This window comes from Bacillus cereus group sp. BceL220, from assembly GCF_051776965.1.
Classification (GTDB): Bacteria; Bacillota; Bacilli; order Bacillales; family Bacillaceae_G; genus Bacillus_A; species Bacillus_A cereus.
This window is the reverse complement of sequence record NZ_JBPWBC010000002.1, coordinates 157445-179633: the sequence shown is the minus strand read 5'-3', so window position 1 is coordinate 179633 and position 22189 is coordinate 157445. Positions and strand designations below refer to the sequence as shown.

Below are 22189 nucleotides of genomic sequence, written 5' to 3'. Positions count from 1 at the left end.
TTAAATTTTTACAATGATGTAAATAAAGCTTCCCGGATTATTCTTCCCCATGTTTATTTATTATACTTTTGAAGAAAGGCTTTTACTTTTTCATAAGCAAACTGAGTACTCAAGCTATCTGGTGCTCCATCAAAAACATGGTCAGCTCTTGGAAGAAGATAAAGTTCATGAGAAACGTTATTTTCTTTTAGTTTTTTATCCAAAATTTCAGCCTGTTCTTCTGGTACAATTCGGTCACTTGTTCCTAAAAGTGTAATAGTTGGAGGTGTTTTTTCCTGAATGTAACTGATCGGAGAAAGTATTTTATAACGATCAGGGAATTGTGAAGGTGTACCCCCAATATATTTTTTCATTACATCTTGCATATAATCAGGACTTGGACTATTCTTATAAATTCCCTCCATATCAGACAGACCGTATATATTAATCACAGAGTTAATAGTTACTGACGGTACATTTGTTGAAGGAGGTAACTTTGTATCTCCCATACTATAGGCGGCTAGCATAGCTAGATTTCCACCTGCTGACTGTCCCATTACGTTTATTTTTTCAGGATCAATATTGTAAGCATCCGCATGTTCTGCTACCCATCCTATTGCTGATTTTACATCAGCTACTTCATCTTTCCATCCTGCATGAGGTGGCATACGATATTGTATAGAAAACACAGTATATCCTAATTCACTTAACCATTGACTCCAGTGAGGGGCCATTTCTTTATCACCCTCAACCCATCCACCTCCATGCACTTTTACAATAGCGGGATGTAGTGATTGTTTTGAGTCTCCATGGGCTCGCCATACATCAAGCTTTAATTCCACGCCATCAGGTGTTGTTTCGTATACGACGTCCTGTGTGAATTTTGATGTGATTTCTGTCTTACCAAAAAAATGAGAACTAAGTGAAACGGAAACATTCTCGTTTTTTGCATAGTTTAACATTTTAATGATTGGCTCGACAGTTAGAAAACTTAATAATAAAACTAAAGGGATCAAAATTGCACGAGCTAGTAAAGCTTTCCTCCAGACAGCTAATACTAATAAAATGATTATCACAACAGTTATACCTAATAGCAACGTAGGTATTATCAATGCACCCGCTCCGAGGGCACTCATTATATTAGGAAAACCGCCTGGATTCCAAATATAGTATGTCATAATGCTGATAATAGGAAATACAATTACTGCAAGGATTGTCAGTAACCATTGAATAAAACCTCTAGGCCGCCATGAGGTTGGTTGTTCTTGATGTTTTTTTTTCACTTTTCTAACTCCTTTCAAACAAATAAAATACCTTTTTAATAAAAATACCTCAAAAAATAATTTAACTCTAATTTAATGATGAACTAAGTACATAGTCGTTATGTGAACCATTTATTCTCCTATTTCTGCATTCAACCATTATATATTTCACTAGCATTCACTTACTCTTGCAACGACCTGCTACCCTGAAGAAGAAATTATAGCATACGAAACCAGATATGATAATCTGCTTAGTAAAGGGTATGAAGAAAATATCCAAACTAAAGGGAAATATGCCAAGGAATCCGAAAAGACTCTTCTGAACAGATTAACGAAGTATAAATCGAATCATTTGCTATTCTTAAGGGATTTCAAGATAGCATATAACAATAATCTTTCCGAGCGAGATTTACGAAAATGCAAGCTGAAACAGAAGGTATCGGGTTGCTTTAGAAAACAAAGCGGAAATGAATTATATTGCACGGTTATGAGCTTTGTTGAGACTTGTAAAAGGAAACAACTCTCTATTCTAGAATCAATAGAAAAGGCATTTACAGGTAGACCAGTCCAACTATAGACTGGTCTATTTATATTTTTTACTTAATCATTAAGGCTGAATAGTAACAGTCAATCTAAAAATCCAAATGAAGGTAAGGGTAAATTTTTGACAAAGCTTCGCTAAAACGCTAAAATAACGTTTCATGTAAAAATTTAAGATGAAATGATGGATGAATATTTGGTTGAATGAAATGATATTAATATAAATTAGGAGGAATCGTATGATACATAATAGAGTGATAGCAGTATTATTTAGAATTGGTAGCCTTATTTTTGCATTATATGGTCTATTATCACGTATGGGCATCCAATCGGGCGAAATGAATTTTAAGATATTTATGTACTATACTATCCAAAGTAATTTTTTAGCACTGATCTTGTTTAGTATACTTACTATACGTACAGTTAAGGGATTGATAAATGATGGGAAGACGGGAAGTGCTGGCTATTTTCCACGCTTTGAAATGATATGTGTAATTGATTTACTTTTAACACTTATCGTTTATTGGGTGTTGCTTGCTCCTACTACCTTTACAATGGGTGGAAGTTTTTATCTTTGGAAATTTGATAATCTTGCAGTACATTTGATTACACCTATTCTTTGCCTTGTGGATTATTTTCTATTTACAGAATCTAATCATTTAAAATACCGAGATGTATATTATGTTTTGATATACCCGCTCTCATATGTGGCATTTGCTACTATCGCAGGTCTAATGGGATATGTGTACAATATATCGCCAATTGATGGGAAGCCAGTACATTATGCTTACTTTTTCTTTGACTATGACAGAATAGGAGCAAAATCCCTTGTCTACATCGGTGGCCTTATAGTATTTTTCTTGGTACTTAGCCATATTATGTATTTGTTTGACAAGAAAGTTTATAAACCTTTAGTTGTAAGCAAATAATGTTATCCATTGCAATGATCTTTTGGTTGGTTATTATGTTTTTGTAGTGATTACATCATAACTATAAAAAAGGGTCATTGCTTTTTTATTGGGTTCTTTCACATCTAGTATGGGTGAACTTAAATCCGACTTTGCCTGACGCTACCCCATGCCCATCAAGCCAAGATTTTGAGGTACTCCAAAAACAGAATTTCTTCTCTCTATATTTATCTATGAGAATTAAGTTCATTTTTTTGCTTTAGGGAACAATCAATTTATTAACTTGATAGCGATGGGCTGCCGCCAGCATTCCGAAAAAATCACGCTAAGCAAAAAATATAATAAGCTGTCGATATAGACAGCCCTTTACATAATTATCGTTATTGGAATCAAAATAAGCTTACACATCCAAACTATTGATAATAGCTAATATTTGATGATCTGTCCATTTGCCATTAATCCTTATATTTTCTTTCGCTATACCTTCTTTTTTAAACCCTACTTTTTCTAATACACGAATAGATGCTATATTATCAAGCATCGCTCCTGCTTCAATTCTATGTAGCTTTAATTCCCTAAAAGCAAAATCTACAACAAGTTGAAGAGCCTCTGTTGTATAGCCCTTTGCATTATGCTCCTTATCTAAAGTAAATCCCGTATAACAGCTTTGGAGGTCTCCCCTAACAATTTGAGTTAATGAAATGTCTCCAATCAGTTTATCATTTTCTCTTAAAAAGATTCCGAAAGGGTATACTTGCCCTTCAGCTGTCTTTTTTAGAGCTTGTTCAAGACGTATTTTTTGATGTTCTTCTGTATAAAAAACTTCTGGGAGCAACGGGCAAACTCGTTGAAAAAATTCGCGATTTCTAATATGTAAGTTAGCTAACTCGTTAGCATCAGCAGTTTTATAAAGCCGAATATAAATGTGCTTCCCTACTAGTTTCATAACATCCCTCCAACATTTTTATATGTCTAATGAGGAAAAAATATACCGTATACTATATACAGTTGGATATTATCAGGAATCATTTTGCACGAAAGAAAAGACACTCCATATGAGTGTCTTTTCCAATAGTTTTTAGCAGAAGCAAGAAGCTCCAACGATGATTAATAAAATGAATAACACAACTAATAAAGCAAAGCCTCCCGAGAAGCCACAACCGCCACAACTACCACCATAACCCATAATAGTTCCTCCTTTAGATAAGAGGGGAAAACTAAGGTTCACTCATGTATTTTAATGGATTCGTTTCATCTTATGTTTTTTCGTATTGATTGAGCAGGTCCTTTCGAAAACTATTCACATATTAACTATATTTTTAAAAATGAATAATTTAACTATAACAATAAATAGATAAATTAATATAATGTATTAATTCTAAAAGAAGGGAGGAATAGCCATGCAATTAGTTTGTTTTAAAATAGTAAGTGGTCAGTATTTCTTGTTTGTAGAAGGTATTCAAATTCCTGTACCAATTCCAGCAGTTGCTGCAGCTTTATTAATTGGTTTAGGAGTAATTCCACTTTGTTCTTAATGTAAGGAATTCGGATCATTCCTATCTTTCCATTGGAAAAGCCTCAAGTATATAAATACTTGAGGCTTTTCTTATAATTGAGAAAGACACTTTAACGTGGCTGAAGATCTCTCGATTTAACTAATGCGGCCGTTACATCATCACCGAAAGTATTGAGACAGAATACTTGCTCGTCTATCTTATCCATTACTGTAGCTTCACCTATCTTGCCACCTTGAAGTTTAATAAAATAGTTATGTTCTTCTAAAATTTTACTAAAATCTCTATTTGCCCATCTTTCAGTAATTTCTAATAGCTCTTCTTTATTCTTGAAATTGTTTCCGTTTAGAATGTTTCTTACTTTCTCTGCATTCTTTTTGGACATAGGGGTTGCTCCCTTTCCTTCACACGCTTTTACTTTTTGATGAGTCATGCTATGCATAGCTGAAATCACTTCTTCTTCAGTAGAAGTTACTGTAATGTGAAGTTGTGCATTTGAGCCTTTCACTTCTGCTTCATTCGATAACATGGTCCTCACTCTCAAGCGGGACTTCAGCAAACTGTAACATTCCATAAGTCATACCAGTTGCAAGTACTACTCCCCCTATAATAGATGCTAGCCAATACGTTAGCTTCTTGTCCATCTTCATTTCCCCTGTCTTCGTTTAAATATATTAACTAAAGAATACCATATTTAATTCCTTTTTATTGAAGAGGCTCTAATTTTTACTATAAAAAACGTGCAGATCGTTTAATGCAAATATAATAAATTTATAATCATTGCTATACCTATTCTCATAACAGGATCTATATACGATGTCACTAAATCATCTGGTGAACTATTAGTTATTAGTACGGCTTTGCATCCTTATTCTCAAAAAGGATAATTATTGTACATACCAATTCTTATGTATGAAGACACCCAAAACAAGTGTTACGAAAAAAATATAAAAAAGACATCTTTTCTAGGGAAAGATGTCTTTTTTATATAAACCTTAATGTTCGTTCTGTAAAACCCTCGCTGCCTTTACTCCTTCTTTCTCTTCTTTTAAGAATAACGATACGATAAATGCAACAATAATAAAGATTAACCCAAGTGCAAATGCACCTTGGAACCCTGACGTTAAACCGTTTAACTTCTCTACTGGATCCAGTGGATTTGCGGAGCTTTCCATATACTTAGTTGTTCCTGAAGACATTTTCGAAATAAAGATAGCTGTACCAATTGCACCAGCTACTTGTTGCAACGTACTAAATAGTGCTGTTCCGTGCGGATATAAATCTGGTGTTAATTGATTTAAACCGTATGTTTGTGCTGTCATGACAAACATGAGTCCAACCATTAATACGCTATGCATGACAATAATTTGTACCATTGATGTATCAGGAGTAATGCCTTTAAATAAGAACATTGCAATTCCTACTAAGACAATGCCGGGAACGATAATAACTTTCGGACTAAATTTATCAAATAGTTTACCTGCGATTGGTCCCATTATGGCGCTAATAACACTTCCCGGAAGCATGATAATTCCTGATTTAAAAGCTGTAACGAGTAAAACGGTTTGCAGGAACATCGGTAATAAAGTCATCGTTGAAAATAACGACATCATCACAATGACAATTAATCCAACTGATAATGTAAACATCGGAACTTTAAATGCTCGTAATTCTAAAATTGGATTCTCAATTTTCAATTGTCGAACGGCAAAAATACATAATGAGATAATCCCAACAATTAAAGTGCCATACACTTTTGCATCGGACCATCCTAAATCACCCGATGCACTAAAGCTATACACAAGCCCGCCAAATCCTAATGTCGATAAAAGGATAGATGGGTAATCTACTTTTGGCCTTGTTAACTCTGAAACATTTTGAATGTACTTCATCCCAATCATAATGGAAATGATCACGATAGGAATAACAATATAGAATAACCAGCGCCAATTTAATGAATCCACAATTACTCCAGATAATGTAGGGCCAATTGCCGGAGCTGCCATCATCACGAGTGCAATTAATCCCATTGTCGCACCACGTTTTTCAGGTGGACAAATGATTAAAATCGTATTCATTAATAACGGTGTAATTAACCCCGTCGCTACAGCTTGGACGATACGGCCAATTAATAAAACGGAAAATGTCGGTGCAAATCCCGCAATTAATGTACCAACTAAAAACGTTACCATAGCGATCAAAAACATTTGTCTCGTTGTGAGCCATTGCTGAAGTAATGCTGTAATTGGAACTAAAACCCCAACTACTAACATGTATGCTGTAGAAAGCCATTGAATCGTTGAAGCTGTTACGTCAAACTCTTTCATTAATACCGTTAACGCATTGCCAAGTAATGTTTCGTTTAATAATGCAACCATTGCCCCTAAAAGTAACGCAATTAAAATGGGGGTATGTTTCAAATTAGAAGTATCAACTTTGCCACTTGCAGGGCTCTTAGTTGTCATATTCATTTACAGATTCTCCTCCTGTTTCTTACTTAAAAAACTTTAAATACACCAGAACACATGTAATATAATATACATATGTAGATTAAAAAGGGAGAATCAATTTTCAGCCACTGTATATTTAATCTACAAAAAAGGAGAATTGTAGATGAATGATAATGAAAAACAACTTGATTTACGTATTAGACGTACACATAAATTACTGTGGGATTCCTTATTTGAATTAATGACGCAATCAAAACAGAAATATAGTACGATCACGATTAACCAAATATGTGACCGCGCTATGGTACACCGAACAACCTTTTATAAACATTTTGAAGATAAAGATGCTTTATTAACATTTGGATTTAAACGATACGGCAAGATAATTGCTGAAATACCGGTTTCAGATCGATTAAGTAAACCATTTCAAGTAATGGAACAATTTCTACACCATGAAGAAATCGGTAAAATATTAGAAACGCAAATGTCTGATGAACAATTTATTAACCGAACACAGCATTTAAGTCACGAAACGAGAAAACAAGAAATAGAAGCATTAAATCAACTTTGCAAAAACCATACGATACCAAATGATTTAATCATTGAGTTTTATTCAGGGGCAATCACCTCATTAAGCACATGGTGGTTTAAAAATAAAAAAAGCGTTTCTGCTGCTGAAATGGATAGGTATCTCCACCAACTCATTAATCGGGATATTTTTCAGTTTGAAGAGGAATAAGACTACACCTTTTCAATCATGCAATCAAATTGACCACAAAATAGGAATATGATATATTTTCCGTAGAATACTATATAAGTATGACATCAAATAAAATGGCATATAATAAAAAGAAGAGATGCGCTAACATCTCTTCCCTAACTGCTACCGTATGGGTGGTAGTTATTATAAGCTATTTCTTTTTACGAAACCCACCCTTTTGCTTCCTACGGCGCGGAGTGGGTTTTTTGTTGTCCTTATCCAGAAGTTGCTTCCGCAAAAAATACGCTGAAACTTCACGCACATCGTACGTCTTGATTCTGTACTGTCTGTTCCGCTACCAGATACGTAAATGAACGTCATGTTTGGATTTAACTCCGCTAATGTTTTCGCGGCGGATAACATTAAATCAATGAAATAAAACGTCGATAAATTTAAGTTACAAATATTCAGAATTAATATTAAAATAAAAAATGAGGATAGGGGTATGGGATTATAAATTTTATACATAACGAGGGAATAAAAATGAAACTGCAATTAAAAGCGGATTTAGGGCTACTACTAGTTACATTCTTTTGGGGTGCATCCATCCTACTTACAAAGCTTGGACTTGATGGCATAGAAGAATATAATTTAATCACATTACGATTTATTATCGCTTTTCTTTTATCAGGTTTAATATTTTACAAACATTTATTTAAGATCGATTTTAAAACTGTAAAATATGCATTTATACTCGCTTCTGTCTTATTTATCGTTTACATTTTTGCGACTTTCGGTACAAAGTATACAAGTGTTTCTAATGCTGGTTTCTTACTATGTCTCACAGTCATTTTCATTCCGATATTATCAGCTATATTTTTAAAACACATTCCAGAAAAGAAAGTTATAGTAGGAATCATTTTAACGATAATAGGAATCGGCTTATTAACATTAACTAGCGAATTCAAAATCGGTAACGGCGATATATTTTGCATACTGTCTGCCCTGTTTTATGCGATCCACGTCATCATTACTGGAAGCGTAACGAAACATGTGAATTCCATTGCACTTGGAGTAGTGCAACTCGGTTTCGTCGGCCTATTTAGTCTTATTTTCTCATTCATTATAGAAACACCAAAACTTCCTAGCACGATCGACTCATGGCTAATCATATTAGCTTTAAGCATATTTTGCACCGCAGTCGCATTCATCGTGCAAGTAATTGCCCAGCAATACACTACACCTACCCATACAGGTCTTATTTTTTCATTAGAACCTGTCTTTTCCGCAGGCTTTGCTTTCGTTTTCACAGGTGAAACGCTGACAGGAAAAGGATACTTAGGGGCTACGCTTATATTATTGAGTGTGTTAATTGCTGAGTTGGATTTTAAGAGTTTGTTGAGGCCTAATTATAAGAAGAATATAGAGTAAACATTTCAATATAATCAATAAACATACCCCAGAAAAATATGAGTTTATATTATTTTCATTCTCTTCACTTAGATTTTCTTTTTAGATGCTATCTTCAAACAAGGTAGCATCTAAAAAATGTTAAAAGGAATCTCTCCTTAGTATCTTCTTATACTCGATGTAGTTTGCATACTTGACCTTTTCTACGTTCTTTAATTACTTACTGAATATAGTCATACAGATTTTTCGCTAACAATAAACAAGTTACTGTAATGAAAAGGGCACGAACATACCCGCTTCCTTTTTTTATAGCAAATTTGGAGCCAACAATCCCTCCAGCAATTTGAGCAATCCCCATTATAAAACCATATGCATAGTTTACTTGCCCTACATACATAAACATCAACAATGCACCAACATTACTTCCTAAATTAAGAAGCTTCGCATTACCTGCTGCTTTTAAAAAATCATATCCAATAAATAAAAGAGAAAACATTAAAAACGAGCCTGTTCCAGGACCTAGAAATCCATCATAAAAACCAATAGCAAAAATAAAAAAGGTAAAAATAATGACGTGTCGACCAGACAATTTCTTATGAGTGGAAATACTACCCCAATCCTTTTTGAATATCGTATAAATAGCCACCGCACCAAGCATAATCAGCATCAATGGCTTCAGTATTTCTGGATTCATTAAATGAACGGTCCATGCCCCTATTATGGAACCTATGAAAGTGAGCGGAACTAATTTAAATGCCGATTTCAAATCAAGATTACCAGAACGATAAAACACAATATTACTAGTTGCACTTCCCATTGTCGACGCTAGTTTATTCGTAGCTACTGCACTTGCTGGATTCAGTCCTGTAAATAATAAAGCTGGTAAAGCAATGAGTCCACCACCACCTACAACTGAATCAATAAATGCAGCTACAAATCCAAAAACAATCAAAATCATTAATACAGATGGGTCTAAATAAAAATCCATACTATTAACCTCCCCTTTAGTCACTATTCGAATAGTAACTAATAATTTGCTAAATGTAAACAGTTATTGTAACGTTGAAATATAAAAGCAAACATCGGAGGACGAAAAAAGTGGACTACATAGTGCAACAGCTTAAAAAAATTGGTTTCAATGAATATGAAGCTAAATCTTATGTATCTCTTGTTAAACAAGGGCCTGTCACAGCCTACCAAGTGAGTAAGGATTCGGGTGTCCCAAGAGCGCGAATTTATGAGATTTTAGGTAACCTTGTAGAAAAAGGAATTGTCATGAAGGAAGAAATAAATGACACCACTCGCTATTCACCTCTACCTGTTGAAATCTTTTTACAGAAGGCGCAATCAGAATGGCAGTCTACTTACGAAGGAATAAGTGATTCATTAAAAAAACTAGAAACTTCCGAAGAAAAAACGGATAATCGAGTGATTACTTTAAAAGACAATAAAACAATCATTAGCTATTGTCAGGCATTAATAAAAAAAGCAGAACGACGTATTGTCATTTCAATGTGGGATGAGATGTATGAAGCGTTAAAAGAAGATCTATCTGAAGTAGCTGATAAAGTTACAATACAAGGTATTACCCTACATGTTGAAAATCCCATTAAAAATCTAGAAGCCCATCGCATAACACCTTATACAGAAACCTTGTCTACAGAACATTGGTTTATTGTATCGATAGATTCTAAAGAGATGATTTATGGACCATCACTTGAAGAGCGTAATATTGCTTTTTATACAGATGACCCCGTTCATATATACTTATTAGAGGATTATGTATGGCATGATGTTTTAGTAAATCGACTTGTCCGACGTAGCCAAGATGACTTGCAGCAATGGATTACTGCAGAGAGAAAGTCTTTCTTTATGGGGAAATGAGGAACATATTGAAAGGGTTCCGCCAGTTAATAAACATTTACAAGAGCAAACCAAAAGATTTGCGTATTAAACCTAACAACTTCTCCGTACAAAAATAGCCGACTATTATATAGTAAATATTCGGCTATTTTTGTATAAATTTATACAGACGCTGCCATTACCCCAGCGATTAATGAGATAAACGCTTCTCCCACTCTTTCACCTTTTCAATTGTTACATCTAATTTTTTAGCTATTTCTTCTACACTCATTCCTTTAAAAAGCATTCCAGCTGCCGAAAGTGCTTTATCAATTTCTTCTTGCTTCTCTTGTTCATATAAACGACCTACTTTTGTCATCCGTAACCACTCCTTTACCTTTTTCGCGTAGTCTTCATCAATAAATTTATCTGTAGCTACAAGAATCCCAGCAATAACTTGAATTTGTTCTTGCTCATCGGAGATACACTTTGCTACTTCTATCGTTTTTTCAATTAAAATTTGTCTTTTCTCTCTACTATGCATAAGTGGTACAAGTATTAATTTCATGGTTTCTTCATCCGTCAAAGATTTTCCTTCTTCCATTTTTCTAATAATCTTTTGAAGAATGGCATCACCATTGTATTCATTTAGTAAAACCGCTTTAGAATTTAAACGTATACTACATACATCTATTTCTTCTATAGGATTCATTACCTCACTTGTATAAATAACTACGATTCGAATATCCGGTAACTCTTTCCTCTTATTATAGTAACGATACATAATTTGATTCGCATAATCCATATACTTCAAATGATTTTCAAGGAAACGGGTATTGCTTTCGTACTCTAACATTAAGATTGAACCATCTTCCATTTCAAATAAAGTATCTGAGCGCCTTTGATCTGCCCGAACTCTCGAGAATTCATTCGGCAACAACTCTTTTATTCTTGGAAAACCTTTTAATCCATACGCTTCAAGCCCTTTATCCTTATAACATTCACTTAAAAACTTCATAATAATGTCTTTATTATGATAAGAAATATCATTCCCTGCCAATAGCTAATCCCCCTTAACTATTAGTTATCATTTTCTTTATTATATAACTTATGAAATTAGCGTTACAATTTTGGTTCACCTACAAATACTATTTTAAAACAAACTTCCCCTCCAGCTAATTTCCGCTCTCCACAAACCGCCCAAACTCCTTCAAAAATCTTAGGTTAAAACTCCCTACAGGCCCATTCCGATGCTTCGCCACATGAATCTCCGTCATCTCTTTCTGCTTCGTTTCCTTATCGTAATAATCTTCACGATACATAAGCATAATGACATCCGCATCTTGCTCAATTTGTCCTGTCTCTCTTAAATCAGATAAAAGCGGGCGCTTATCTTGACGTGACTCTACTGAACGAGACAATTGCGACAACGCTACTACACAAACATTCAAATCACGCGCTAACAACTTAAGCTTACGAGAAATCTCACTAATCTCTTGAAACCGATTGCCCTTATGCTTCGGATCGCCCGTAATAAGCTGCAAATAATCTACAATGACTAAAAGCTTTTTATCACCGTGCTTCCTCTTTAACTTACGAGTTTGCATCCAAATATCTTGCACTGTAACGCCTGCATTATCGTAAACCTCAAGTGGTAACTCCCCGATCTCCGCAAACGCCTTACTCACCTTTTCCCAATCTTCCATCGCAAAACGGTGCTTCGGATTTTTCAACCTACCTCCTGACACTCTCCCTACACAAGAAGCCATCCTTTTTAACAATTGCTTACTACTCATCTCTAATGAAAACAATCCAACTGCCGCTCCAGACTTCGCCGCATGCAGTCCAACATTTAACACAAACGCAGTTTTCCCCATAGAAGGACGCGCACCAAGAACGACAAAATCCCCCTCCTGCAATCCGCACGTCATTTTATTTAACGATATATAACCAGTCTCAATACCAGTATTCTCTTTCGTATCTTGATGAAGCTCTTCATACAAACCAACTAACGCATCCTTCAAATCAAACTCACATACGCAGTCCTTTTCCTCTAACTCACAAAGTTCCGTAATCGTCTCACCAATAATTTTCTCATTCTTCTCCGCAATAAGACGCTCTCCCATCTTGTGCCCAAGAACGCCAGCCTGATACATTTTCCATGCACCTCGAACAAGCCCTTCATAATAAGAGAAGTTGGCAGTTGTAGGCACACCATCCATTAACCCTATAAAGTACTCCAGTCCCCCGATCCCCTTCAAAAACTTCGGATCCACTCTAGAAGTGAACGTCACAAGATCAATTGGTTGCCCCTCATCTTCCATCTTTCGCATTAACTGAAATATAGACTTATGCACCGGCATAGAAAAATACTGCTCCGTCAAACGGCACTCCTTAATAAGCTCTCCATCAAGTAATAGAGAACCTAACACCGTCTTCTCCGCCTCCACATTTTGAATACTCATGGCCGCCACCCGCGCTCCGCTAAAAAGCGCTGCAACTCTCCCTCAGACGGTGCATTCTTCTCCCACTCCTCACACCTCGCCAAAAACTCCTCCGTCTCCCCCGTACTAACAGACGACTCCTTCTTCCTAAAGCTCACCGTATCCGCCTCAACCTCAGATACTTTCGTAAATCCTTTCCCGTGCCACCCTCTCAAAATCCCCTTCACATAAGCAACCGTCCGCTTATTATTCTCAAACGCAATTTGAAGAGCCTTCAGCACAAGCTCCTCCGACAAATCTTCCATCCACGCACTCAATTCCTCCACAGTATGCGGAGACAAACTACCAAAATGTTGCTCATAAAAAGAAAACACGCCACTTCCCGTTTCTTCCTCTATAACCTCTTCTCCATCTTCTGTCTCCTCGCAAACTGGATCAACATCATCCACAGCCAATTCACCAGGCATACCAAAATGTGCTAAAAGCATCGGAACACTCAGCTCCTCCTCAGCGCACTTCTGAAGAAACATATGTACAAACTCCTTATTCTTCACACCCTTCAGCTCACGAAGTACACACTTCTCCACATTCATATTCGTCACAGGATTATAACGAAGCCAATTTAAAACGAATAACTCTCGCGTATCCGCATCATACAGAATCTTCCCATAATCAACAAAGCGCTGCACAAGCTTATCAACAGTCTCCCGATTATAACCCGTCTCCATCTCAGCTAATCGCTTCGGAAAAGGAAAAATCCCACACTGCGTCGTCTTCGAACAAGTTAATAAGTAAACATAAAAATACCGCTCCTCCGGCGTCAAATCCAAAACAAAATCATCCTGCCAAAAATTCACCTGCACATTACGATACACCGCCATCCTAATTCCTCCCGTCTCCGTTCAAAATAAAAACCTCTTCATAATATATATGGGAGGTTAGTCGGGTTTTTGGCGTGTTATTTTAAATTTTTTTTGACTACTACTACGGTGTTTGTTGTTGTTTTTGTTTTGTTATGTTTTTTCTTAGTGATTTATTACTTGGTAGGGGCTTGTAAGGGGCTTAGGAGGGGCTAGTTATCAGTTACTTCGATTAGGAAGACTCGATCCGAAAAGCCGCCTCGTTCTTCTGCTTTCTTTTTACGGATGTTGTTGATTTCTTCTAGTGTTGTCCCTTCGTGTTCGGCTAGAGCGTTTATTAGTTCTAGTAGGTCGGATAGTTCTTCGAGTTTATCAGGTTTTGTTTTTGCTTCGATGTATTCTGTTAGTTCTTCTTGTGTTTTCTTGCAGAGTTCTTCTATATATTCATCTTCGTTTAGGAGTCTTGTTGTGGGTGTTTTGCCGTTGGATTTTATTATTTGTGGGATTTTGTTTCGGATTAGTTTGTTGTAGGATGGCATGGGGTTTCCCTCCGTTTGGTTTTTCTTCTATATTAAATCTTTCAAATTCTCTCCAATACTTTAATTGTAGCGTAATATCAGAATTTCTTGTTGATGGATACTTATTTAATAAATAAGCTATCTTAGTTATAAGATGTTTCATATTCCCTTCCGCTAAATTAACCATCAATCTATGTTTTTCTCGTTCTATCTTTTTTGCCTTTTCTTCTGCATTTACCTCTGCTATAACTCCCTCTTCTCTTTGAATCTCATCATCCACTTGTTCTAGTAATTCATCAGTTTCAATTTCTGGTACTTCAATAGCTACTCCATGATTTGTATCACTCATCTTGTAATTCTCACCATCCCTAAAAACTTCATTTTAAATGACCTCAATACCAAAATTATACAACAAAAAACCTATCCTTTCACTCGTATACAAATAATACCTCATTCCTACTTACCTAAAAATATATTGAATTTCTCCCCAAATAAATAAAGATTTACAACCACTCCTATAAATTATTTTGATATAATTGTTAATGCTATTATTTTCCATTTAAGGAGAATAGTTCCATGAAAGGTGATGATTTGAATGAGTCTAGAATGGATAATAAAAAGTAGTATCTTAATACTGTTTCCACTATTAATAATTGTATTTTTAATATCTCTTATTTCTATTCTTTATCTAAAATTTATTAAAAAGAAAAAGGCTAGTAAAAAAATATTTATAACTATGGTAACTTCCATTATCTTAGTTCTTATTACAATCGTCTCAACTATATATCTAATTGAATGGGAAAAAAAACAAGAAAAAAGGGCAATATATCGTATTGTAATGAATATAATACCAAAGTAGTCTTAGACAATCTGAAGAATGCAGATGGTATAATGTACATCACTGCATTTTCAAAAGAATATAATATGTACCGTGAAATATATAACCCTGATAAATGGAAAATTCAGCAACTTGGAATTGAACATTACTTTGAGTATATATTTGGGGATATATTATACACTGACGATAAAAAAATCGGTATTACATATAAAAATGAAGGTACTGGTAGTATGTACGCAAAAATTATTGATAAAAGAATATTAAATTCTAAGCAAGATGTTAAAGATTTCAAAGAAAGTATAGATAAATTATCTTTTAAAGTTAATAAAGAAAAAGAAGAGGCTGAAAAAGAGAAAAAAAGACAACAACAAGAGAAGGCACTAGCAGAAAACGAAAAAAGAGAAGAAGAATTACGTCAAAGTTATGAGAGACTACACAAACTCGAAGATGCTTATATTACATTAGATGAATTTCAACAATTGCAGTTGGGCATGACATATGAGGAATGCATAAAACTTATTGGTGGTGAAGGGAAGTTAACCTCCGAAAGTTATAATTATAAAATATATGAATTTGAATCTTTATCTGGTAAAGGTATCGCACTACTAAGCTTTTATAACAATAAATTAGAATCTAAAACACAAAATGGTTTAAAGTAGTTTTCATTTTTTAGTGTTTTATACCTGAATCCTCAAAATCACTCTTTATAAGCTGCTCCTTTTTCTTCTATAAAAGGAGCAGTATTTATTTATATACAGACCGCTAAGAGCATAATTTTGTGGTCACATCCCCTCCTCTTATCAACCCCTACTTACATTTTCAATAATCTCTCGTAGAAACAAAGGTAAAGATAAAAAAAGACCTCCTAAAGGAAGTCCATTTTTAATTACATAGTGTTATTGGTGGTTCAAGTATTTGTTCTCCACTTACTTTTCCTTGATAGCTCTTAGAATTGAACCAGTTGCGATTAACATTGTACCCGCTACAAAGAATGACGCACTAAGTACAAAGAAACCTGTAAGTACGTTTGTATTGATAATATAATTATACGCATCTCCGCCTACGTAGGCATATTTATTCGAATCGGTATATGTTTCAGAATTTTGATATCCTCCGAGTCTATCAAATCCTAAGAAAAGTAATACTGCTGAATGAATGTAAAAGATAATTCCCCAAATTGTCCATTTTTTTGTTTTCACGATAATTCTCCTTTTTGTGTCTATTATTAATTAATTTATTTATTTATACAGTTTAATTGTTTCTTATTGGAATGTAAATCATATTAATCTCGACTTTCTTAACCTCAACATCTATTCCTAGCTTATCAACTTCTGATTTTAATTGATTCTTACTATTAACAAGGTTTAAAATTTCTTAAAACTCTGTCCTTCTATTGTCAAGTTTCTTTCGCTTAGCTTCCACACTCTCATATTTCTTTCTCAGACACTCAACATTTCCATACCATGTGTCTGAACCAAACTATGCCTATTCTCTCCACAAGTCCTCCTCAAGATGTCGAAATTATCCCCCCTCTACATCAAAAAAAGGAATGAGTCACCCCATTCCCTTTACCATTATACAGACAGTTAAAGACATAATTTTGTGGTCACAAATGGTCACATAAATTACAATAACCATTGCTTTTTTAATAGAATTCCATTTATACAAACCCGTGAGAATGCCTTTAAATCAACGTTTCTCCCGTAGCTCAGCAGGGAGAGCGCCACCTTGACAGGGGGGAGGTCATCATACCTACTTTATTTACAAATAAAAAGAAGAACATATGCCTTCTATGCTCTTCTTCCCATGGCTAACAATACACTTTATCTAACTAATATTTATCTATTATATTTAAAAATTTCTCCACTTCACCTAAACTCATTTGTTCCATGTAAAAATAAACTCAGCCCTTATCCATGGCTTAATCCCCTTTTGTATCTAATCCCTATTCTCCAACATTTAACACCTCTAAAACTTCCCTAAACAACACCGAACCTCTCCCAACAACCAACTCCAAAGCAACCTCTTTAACTAACCCACCTTTCCCCACCATAACAACCCCCTTCTCATAATCAACCCAAATCTGAACATCCTGCACATAATAACTCTTAATAGAAGATGCTTCATCTAAATTGCGATGATCCAATTCAACCTTAACTTGCTTCGTAAAACGACGCAGCGTCTTCCAAAGAGTTCGTTCTTCTTTTGATTTCATAAATAGTTCTGGGAGTTCTTGTACTTCTTTTAATAGCGACATAGTTGTTATTGTATATGTTTGAATGCCATATCCTACTGGGCGAATGAGGTGGTCTAGTTTTTTCCATGGCTCTAGTTCGAAATGTACATATTCATTGTTTTGTTGCATTTGAATGTGTTTGATTTTAGCTACGTATTGAATTCCACCTTTTTCTCCGTGCCATTTTTTCGGTGCATATAATGCTATGTACTTTGCTTCTTGCCATCCTGGTTTTAGTTGTGTGACTGGCAGCTGATATAAGCCTTCTTTCCTATATATTTCATAGTCGACTTCAGTTTTTACGCTACCTACTAATACTTTTTCTTCTAGCGAGGAGTGCCATTCTTCTTTTGTTCCTCTTGGAAGGATCCCTTCTTTTATAATTTCTTCTGGGCTTTTTTCAATGAGATGATCTAGAAATTGTTCGACTAGTCTTGTTGCGTTTGGCAAGAATGGAAAGCCACCGATATTTACTTTTTCGATACTTTTATAAAATGGATGGTTCTCGTACGCTTCCTCTTGGTTCCATGGGAATAATACGTACGCTCCGTAAGCTGTCCGCTCAAAAGGTCCCTCTTGTTCCACAACTAATGCATCTCTGTAACGGTGCATTGTATTAATGTCCTCTTCCATTGGACCAGGCGTACCATACTTCCTTTTGTAATGAGCTTTTTCAGCAAAATTAATTCGGTATTTCGCATCAAAAATGTATTGATATTGATAGTTCTTTCCTTTTTTCTCAATAGCGAGCATCGTATCTGGTTTTTGTGTAACAGTTGGCAGTCTACCGTTTCTTTTCTGGAAATACAGTTCTATTATTTCATCAGTGACTGGATGCTTGAACGTTCTTTTCGCAGTTTTACTTTCGTCTAGCGTTACGTATAAACCATCTTGTTTAACTTGAATAACATCTTGATGGAGCGGTATATATTTTTTAGATAGAATTTGTCCAAGTTTTAAATACGTCCAGTATTCGTATAACCTTGCGACATCTTTTACCGACATTTTGAAAATTTGTCCTCGTAATGTTAAACCGCGCGATAGCATTAAGAAGATTTGATATGCATCTCGATATCCTGTCGCCATTTGGATAACGAGTGAAAAAACTGATCGATCTAATTTTCCGATTGCTCTCCAAAATGGATCGTTCAATTCATTTTTCATTCGATACTTCATATTTTTTACACGTTCCAGCAAATCTTCATCCGTTTCACCACGTGTATATCTAGACTTTTTCTCTAGCGCCTTAAGTAAATCATCTATTTTATGTACAACTCTTTGAATCATCCATTTAACAAATCGATTTTCCAGCGTATCATAAGATACTTCCTTATAAGCTGTAATGCCTTTAGTCGGTATACTGTTTTCTCCTTGCAGCAAGTGTGGTCGCTTTCGCAAATAGTTCATTCCGACAGAATCCAATTTACGAATTTTTTCTCCTCGTACAAGTTGATGTCTAGTCATAAGCGTATGATGTGGTTGTCTTTTAATGTGAGAGATCGACTTCATAAACCGCTCAAAGGAATCATTTAAAATACGATAAAATTCACTCTTCGATGGATTTGTAGCATAAATTGCAGATGCTCCTAAGTATGTTCTCTTCAGTAAATGAAATGCTAAATTATAAATTTCATCATTTACTTCATCTAATAAGGCTCTGTAATCATCCTTATAATCAAGTTTTGCCGGGAAAACTTCAAATGTAACAGTTAATAAAGTATCTTGATCATCTTTAATTTCAAACGTTGTATTTCCTACTTCATTTGGAAACGAAAGATTCCCCATTAACACATGAAGTGACCCCATTTGAATCGAACTAACTTGCTTTCGAAAACCCGGATGTTCATGATAAAAAGAGAGCTGCCTGTTATTTTTCGGAACAACAACAAGCTGATAACTTCTATTTTCAAAAAAGATTGGCGGGTGTTCGTTCCATTCTTCTAACCTCTGCAATCTCGCATCAAATACAGAAACAGATTCTGCCTTCCCATCTACATGAAAATACATCATCTCATCGGCGTTCATAGCGTGATATTCTTTTAAACTCTCGTATTTTTCATGATAAGGATTTCCCTTAATCGTCAACGATAGCTCCTCTGTTTCAATCTTAACTAGCTCTATCTCATTATTAGATCCAGAAAGAGGTGAAACCATCATACTCGAACCTCCTTAACATATGAGACAGCTTGTTAGCTGAACGAGGATACTTAGCATATAAAGCGTCATTGTTGCCACTATCATATTCCTCATTTGCACATAATACATACAACTGCTTTAATACCTCTTCTGTTCTTCCATCGCTACCTGCAAGACGTGGTAAAATCTTTTGATATATTTGATAATCAAATGCTTCATCAAACGATAATAACTTTCCTTTTTCGTTGTATGCCATATAGAAACAAATTTCATCTCGTATACGATATCCAACTTGAGCCCCAACTGATTCCAGTGATTTATTTATTTCTATTAAAATAGTCGATATATTTCTCACAAGGTCTTCATTTTCTTTAAAACATTCTTTTAAATGAAGATACTTGGTTGCTAAAGAGCTATTAGAAACAACTTCAGCTTCCTTCTCTTCTATATCCATTAAGAAATTAAAATAATCTAAGTTAACGGTATTAAATTCAATTGTATTCGCACGATCTAATACTTTCTTACTTAACGGATGTGTCGTTTCGTCCATGTTTACCGTTCCGATAATATATACATTTGCTGGGATCGTAATGTGCTTATTCGTAATGGATTCTGGAAGCACTGGTGACGTAACAATTTTTCCATCTTTCCATTTACGACTTTCAATTACACTTAAAAAATCACTAAAATAGTATTCCACTCGCGCTAAATTCATCTCATCCAACACTACAAAATACGGCCTATTTGGGTTTGCATCTGCATTTTCAAGAACTTTAATTAACGGTCTTTCTTGAAACTCCCCTTGAAGGTTCACATAACCAAGCAAATCAGAACTATCACTCCAATCAGGTCGAACTGGAATAAGTGTAAATTGTCCATTCTCTTCCGTTGCTCCTAAACTCTCCGCAAACCACTGCACAATTTTCGTTTTCCCCGTACCCGAAATACCTGATAAAATCACAAACGGCTTCGTCTTTAACGAAAGGAAGAAATTAATAAGATCTTTTTTCTCATAAAAGAAACCTTTACTTTGAATATAAGAAGACACATGATCAATAATGGATTGCTGATCTAAATAGACTTCTTTCCTCTCATAAATCATTTCATATTTCGTTCCTTCCTCTTTATAAGCTATGTATCCCTCATAATAGCGAAGCATTTCTTCTAGATCCTCTACTAACTCTTTTTCGTTTGGCATTTTATTAGCATCATACGCAATATAAGCCGCTGTTGAATTTGCATATCCTTTTGCTTTTGAGCTTGTTCCTAAGAAAATCTCATCATCTTTTTTCACCTTTTGGGACATATGTATTTGTTCACGAATCTCTTCTTTAATTTTTCGCATCTCTTCTTTAGTTGTTTCTGTTACACCTTGTCCAATGGTCAAATACAATCGTTGCATATCTTCGCTAAATAAATAGACTATATAATATCCTCTCTGTGTCGATGTTGTAATATCTCTATGCATTAGCGCAATCCACGGAACTGTTGCCCAATTCCCTTTCCCAACTGACCCTATCACACTGTACTGCTTCTCATTTATAAATGGTAAACGAATGATTTCTGTTGCTATATCATTTCGGACTGTTAATCCTAATTTATGTCCTGCAAATTTTTCTGTTTTTGCATCCAAATATTCTTTCAGTATCTTTAAAAAGCCTTCACGTAAACTACTACTCATATTACCGCCCTTTTCTTCACTCTTTTTTATGTATTGTTCGGCTGGAATCCATTCAGCATTAATTATTTCCAATTTCTCAGACCACATTAAGAGATTATGTGTACGCTCTTTCGCTAATGATTCTAGCATTAAATTATCCCCTCTAGAGTTCCGGACGATTGTCATCGCTAAATCAACTAAAGTAGCTTTCTTGGCAGCCCTCGGATACACTCTTAAAAGATTAAGTACAAACAGAGCAATTTGAAAATACTCCTGCTTTAAAACTAGCTTCCGAATAGCATCATTCTTACTCTTTTCTCCAATGTATTCATTTAATAAAGACGTATCAATATCATGATTATCATTTAAAAATCCCAGTAACCTTAAATCTTGTCTTCCTTTAGATTTAACTCTATACAAATTACCACTAATTTGATCACTTAAATTTTTCGGATCGTACGTATCGTTTATTACCTCTTCCAAAAATTCAACAACTTTATGATACTGCTCACATGGTAAATTATCAGTTTGGAACTCTTTAAATGTAATAGCCCCTGATTCCGTTACATTCACAAATGGAAGCTGTGAAAAGAAAGCTACTAAGAAAGCATTACATTCACTCACTTGTCCGAAATCCTCACTCTTTACCGTACGCATAGCGATAAGCTTTCCCCAAGCATTCTTAAGAAGCTCAAAACTCACGTTAAAATAAGATGGTGCTTCTTCTTCCTTTGCATATTGTCCACTTGAAGTTTTAGTTTGAACATCTAATCCTTTATCATCCTTGTTTATAATCCAATAAGTTTTATCACCATTTATATCTTCAGCCTGCTTCATTGATTTAGCCAATTCAATTATGAGTTGCTCTAACATTTTCATCCCCACCGTTACA

20 protein-coding genes and 1 pseudogene are annotated in these 22189 nt (G+C 35.0%); 7 read left to right on the top strand and 14 right to left on the bottom strand.

Annotated features, from left to right (window positions below; translation table 11 throughout):
• Positions 1-53: 53 nt before the first annotated feature.
• Complete coding sequence (locus ACS2FK_RS05740; RefSeq protein WP_063546629.1) at positions 54-1262, bottom strand: alpha/beta hydrolase; 1209 nt, start codon at positions 1260-1262, stop codon at positions 54-56.
• Positions 1263-1458: 196 nt separating this feature from the next.
• On the opposite strand from ACS2FK_RS05740, the gene ACS2FK_RS05735 reads away from it, so the two are divergent.
• Together ACS2FK_RS05735 and ACS2FK_RS05730 are read left to right on the top strand one after the other, a co-directional pair.
• Positions 1459-1818 (top strand): IS66 family transposase, encoded by a 360-nt coding sequence (locus ACS2FK_RS05735; RefSeq protein WP_080469743.1) that lies wholly within the window; start codon positions 1459-1461, stop codon positions 1816-1818.
• A 202-nt stretch (positions 1819-2020) separates the two neighbouring features.
• A complete protein-coding gene (locus tag ACS2FK_RS05730; RefSeq protein ID WP_063546627.1) occupies positions 2021-2710 on the top strand; it encodes a Pr6Pr family membrane protein in 690 nt (229 codons plus the stop codon).
• Positions 2711-3089: 379 nt separating this feature from the next.
• Here ACS2FK_RS05730 and ACS2FK_RS05725 read toward each other — a convergent pair whose 3' ends face one another.
• Positions 3090-3635 carry a GNAT family N-acetyltransferase gene (locus ACS2FK_RS05725; protein ID WP_000779763.1) on the bottom strand — a complete coding sequence of 182 codons (546 nt, stop codon included), beginning with the start codon at positions 3633-3635 and terminating at the stop codon, positions 3090-3092.
• A gap of 132 nt (positions 3636-3767) precedes the next feature.
• Positions 3768-3875 (bottom strand): YjcZ family sporulation protein, encoded by a 108-nt coding sequence (locus tag ACS2FK_RS05720; protein ID WP_000540375.1) that lies wholly within the window; start codon positions 3873-3875, stop codon positions 3768-3770.
• 214 nt (positions 3876-4089) lie between these two features.
• Here ACS2FK_RS05720 and ACS2FK_RS05715 point away from each other — a divergent pair, with 214 nt between their 5' ends.
• Complete coding sequence (locus tag ACS2FK_RS05715; protein WP_001177693.1) at positions 4090-4224, top strand: hypothetical protein; 135 nt, start codon at positions 4090-4092, stop codon at positions 4222-4224.
• A 91-nt stretch (positions 4225-4315) separates the two neighbouring features.
• Here ACS2FK_RS05715 and ACS2FK_RS05710 read toward each other — a convergent pair.
• Both ACS2FK_RS05710 and ACS2FK_RS05705 read right to left on the bottom strand, forming a co-directional pair.
• Positions 4316-4847, bottom strand: a pseudogene (locus ACS2FK_RS05710) (PRK06770 family protein).
• Between the two features lie 351 nt (positions 4848-5198).
• Positions 5199-6674, bottom strand: a complete 1476-nt coding sequence (locus tag ACS2FK_RS05705; RefSeq protein WP_063546625.1) for an MDR family MFS transporter — start codon at positions 6672-6674, stop codon at positions 5199-5201.
• Positions 6675-6816: 142 nt separating this feature from the next.
• Between ACS2FK_RS05705 and ACS2FK_RS05700 the strand changes: the two genes are divergently transcribed.
• Both ACS2FK_RS05700 and ACS2FK_RS05695 read left to right on the top strand, forming a co-directional pair.
• Positions 6817-7392 (top strand): TetR/AcrR family transcriptional regulator, encoded by a 576-nt coding sequence (locus tag ACS2FK_RS05700; protein ID WP_063546623.1) that lies wholly within the window; start codon positions 6817-6819, stop codon positions 7390-7392.
• 504 nt (positions 7393-7896) lie between these two features.
• Positions 7897-8784: a DMT family transporter gene (locus tag ACS2FK_RS05695; RefSeq protein ID WP_063546621.1), complete on the top strand. Its 888-nt coding sequence runs from the start codon at positions 7897-7899 to the stop codon at positions 8782-8784.
• A gap of 199 nt (positions 8785-8983) precedes the next feature.
• Here the strand turns inward: ACS2FK_RS05695 and ACS2FK_RS05690 are convergent, their stop codons facing one another.
• Complete coding sequence (locus ACS2FK_RS05690) at positions 8984-9751, bottom strand: TSUP family transporter (protein ID WP_063546619.1); 768 nt, start codon at positions 9749-9751, stop codon at positions 8984-8986.
• A gap of 110 nt (positions 9752-9861) precedes the next feature.
• On the opposite strand from ACS2FK_RS05690, the gene ACS2FK_RS05685 reads away from it, so the two are divergent.
• Complete coding sequence (locus tag ACS2FK_RS05685; RefSeq protein WP_000384585.1) at positions 9862-10647, top strand: TrmB family transcriptional regulator; 786 nt, start codon at positions 9862-9864, stop codon at positions 10645-10647.
• 169 nt (positions 10648-10816) lie between these two features.
• Here ACS2FK_RS05685 and ACS2FK_RS05680 read toward each other — a convergent pair whose 3' ends face one another.
• The 5 genes from ACS2FK_RS05680 to ACS2FK_RS05660 form a co-directional block, all read right to left on the bottom strand.
• On the bottom strand, positions 10817-11665 hold the full coding sequence (locus ACS2FK_RS05680) for a hypothetical protein (protein ID WP_063546617.1): 849 nt from the start codon (positions 11663-11665) through the stop codon (positions 10817-10819).
• A 115-nt stretch (positions 11666-11780) separates the two neighbouring features.
• Complete coding sequence (gene dnaB, locus ACS2FK_RS05675; protein ID WP_063546615.1) at positions 11781-13070, bottom strand: replicative DNA helicase; 1290 nt, start codon at positions 13068-13070, stop codon at positions 11781-11783.
• Positions 13067-13930, bottom strand: a complete 864-nt coding sequence (locus ACS2FK_RS05670; protein ID WP_063546613.1) for a DnaD domain-containing protein — start codon at positions 13928-13930, stop codon at positions 13067-13069. Before ACS2FK_RS05670 ends, dnaB begins: the two co-directional genes overlap by 4 nt.
• A 191-nt stretch (positions 13931-14121) precedes the next feature.
• Complete coding sequence (locus ACS2FK_RS05665) at positions 14122-14448, bottom strand: nucleoside triphosphate pyrophosphohydrolase (RefSeq protein ID WP_080469740.1); 327 nt, start codon at positions 14446-14448, stop codon at positions 14122-14124.
• Positions 14354-14776, bottom strand: a complete 423-nt coding sequence (locus ACS2FK_RS05660; RefSeq protein WP_063546611.1) for a hypothetical protein — start codon at positions 14774-14776, stop codon at positions 14354-14356. Before ACS2FK_RS05660 ends, ACS2FK_RS05665 begins: the two co-directional genes overlap by 95 nt.
• Before the next feature lie 575 nt (positions 14777-15351).
• On the opposite strand from ACS2FK_RS05660, the gene ACS2FK_RS05655 reads away from it, so the two are divergent.
• Positions 15352-15924 (top strand): hypothetical protein, encoded by a 573-nt coding sequence (locus ACS2FK_RS05655; RefSeq protein ID WP_161508600.1) that lies wholly within the window; start codon positions 15352-15354, stop codon positions 15922-15924.
• Positions 15925-16191: 267 nt separating this feature from the next.
• Here the strand turns inward: ACS2FK_RS05655 and ACS2FK_RS05650 are convergent, their stop codons facing one another.
• The 3 genes from ACS2FK_RS05650 to ACS2FK_RS05640 form a co-directional block, all read right to left on the bottom strand.
• On the bottom strand, positions 16192-16464 hold the full coding sequence (locus ACS2FK_RS05650; RefSeq protein WP_000850455.1) for a hypothetical protein: 273 nt from the start codon (positions 16462-16464) through the stop codon (positions 16192-16194).
• Positions 16465-17210: 746 nt separating this feature from the next.
• Positions 17211-19655 carry a restriction endonuclease-like protein gene (locus tag ACS2FK_RS05645; RefSeq protein WP_063549260.1) on the bottom strand — a complete coding sequence of 815 codons (2445 nt, stop codon included), beginning with the start codon at positions 19653-19655 and terminating at the stop codon, positions 17211-17213.
• Positions 19630-22170, bottom strand: coding sequence for an MrcB family domain-containing protein (locus ACS2FK_RS05640; RefSeq protein WP_063546607.1), 2541 nt, complete (start codon positions 22168-22170; stop codon positions 19630-19632). Before ACS2FK_RS05640 ends, ACS2FK_RS05645 begins: the two co-directional genes overlap by 26 nt.
• Between the last annotated feature and the right edge of the window lie 19 nt (positions 22171-22189).

Coding starts and splice junctions, on each gene's coding strand:
- ACS2FK_RS05720 (WP_000540375.1), bottom strand. CDS start 3,875: ATGGGTTATGGTGGTAGTTGTGGCGGTTGTGGCTTCTCGGGAGGCTTT.
- ACS2FK_RS05715 (WP_001177693.1), top strand. CDS start 4,090: ATGCAATTAGTTTGTTTTAAAATAGTAAGTGGTCAGTATTTCTTGTTT.
- ACS2FK_RS05730 (WP_063546627.1), top strand. CDS start 2,021: ATGATACATAATAGAGTGATAGCAGTATTATTTAGAATTGGTAGCCTT.
- ACS2FK_RS05725 (WP_000779763.1), bottom strand. CDS start 3,635: ATGAAACTAGTAGGGAAGCACATTTATATTCGGCTTTATAAAACTGCT.
- ACS2FK_RS05665 (WP_080469740.1), bottom strand. CDS start 14,448: ATGCCATCCTACAACAAACTAATCCGAAACAAAATCCCACAAATAATA.
- ACS2FK_RS05645 (WP_063549260.1), bottom strand. CDS start 19,655: ATGGTTTCACCTCTTTCTGGATCTAATAATGAGATAGAGCTAGTTAAG.
- ACS2FK_RS05640 (WP_063546607.1), bottom strand. CDS start 22,170: ATGTTAGAGCAACTCATAATTGAATTGGCTAAATCAATGAAGCAGGCT.
- ACS2FK_RS05655 (WP_161508600.1), top strand. CDS start 15,352: ATGTACCGTGAAATATATAACCCTGATAAATGGAAAATTCAGCAACTT.
- ACS2FK_RS05705 (WP_063546625.1), bottom strand. CDS start 6,674: ATGAATATGACAACTAAGAGCCCTGCAAGTGGCAAAGTTGATACTTCT.
- ACS2FK_RS05670 (WP_063546613.1), bottom strand. CDS start 13,930: ATGGCGGTGTATCGTAATGTGCAGGTGAATTTTTGGCAGGATGATTTT.
- ACS2FK_RS05690 (WP_063546619.1), bottom strand. CDS start 9,751: ATGGATTTTTATTTAGACCCATCTGTATTAATGATTTTGATTGTTTTT.
- ACS2FK_RS05695 (WP_063546621.1), top strand. CDS start 7,897: ATGAAACTGCAATTAAAAGCGGATTTAGGGCTACTACTAGTTACATTC.
- ACS2FK_RS05660 (WP_063546611.1), bottom strand. CDS start 14,776: ATGAGTGATACAAATCATGGAGTAGCTATTGAAGTACCAGAAATTGAA.
- dnaB (WP_063546615.1), bottom strand. CDS start 13,070: ATGAGTATTCAAAATGTGGAGGCGGAGAAGACGGTGTTAGGTTCTCTA.
- ACS2FK_RS05700 (WP_063546623.1), top strand. CDS start 6,817: ATGAATGATAATGAAAAACAACTTGATTTACGTATTAGACGTACACAT.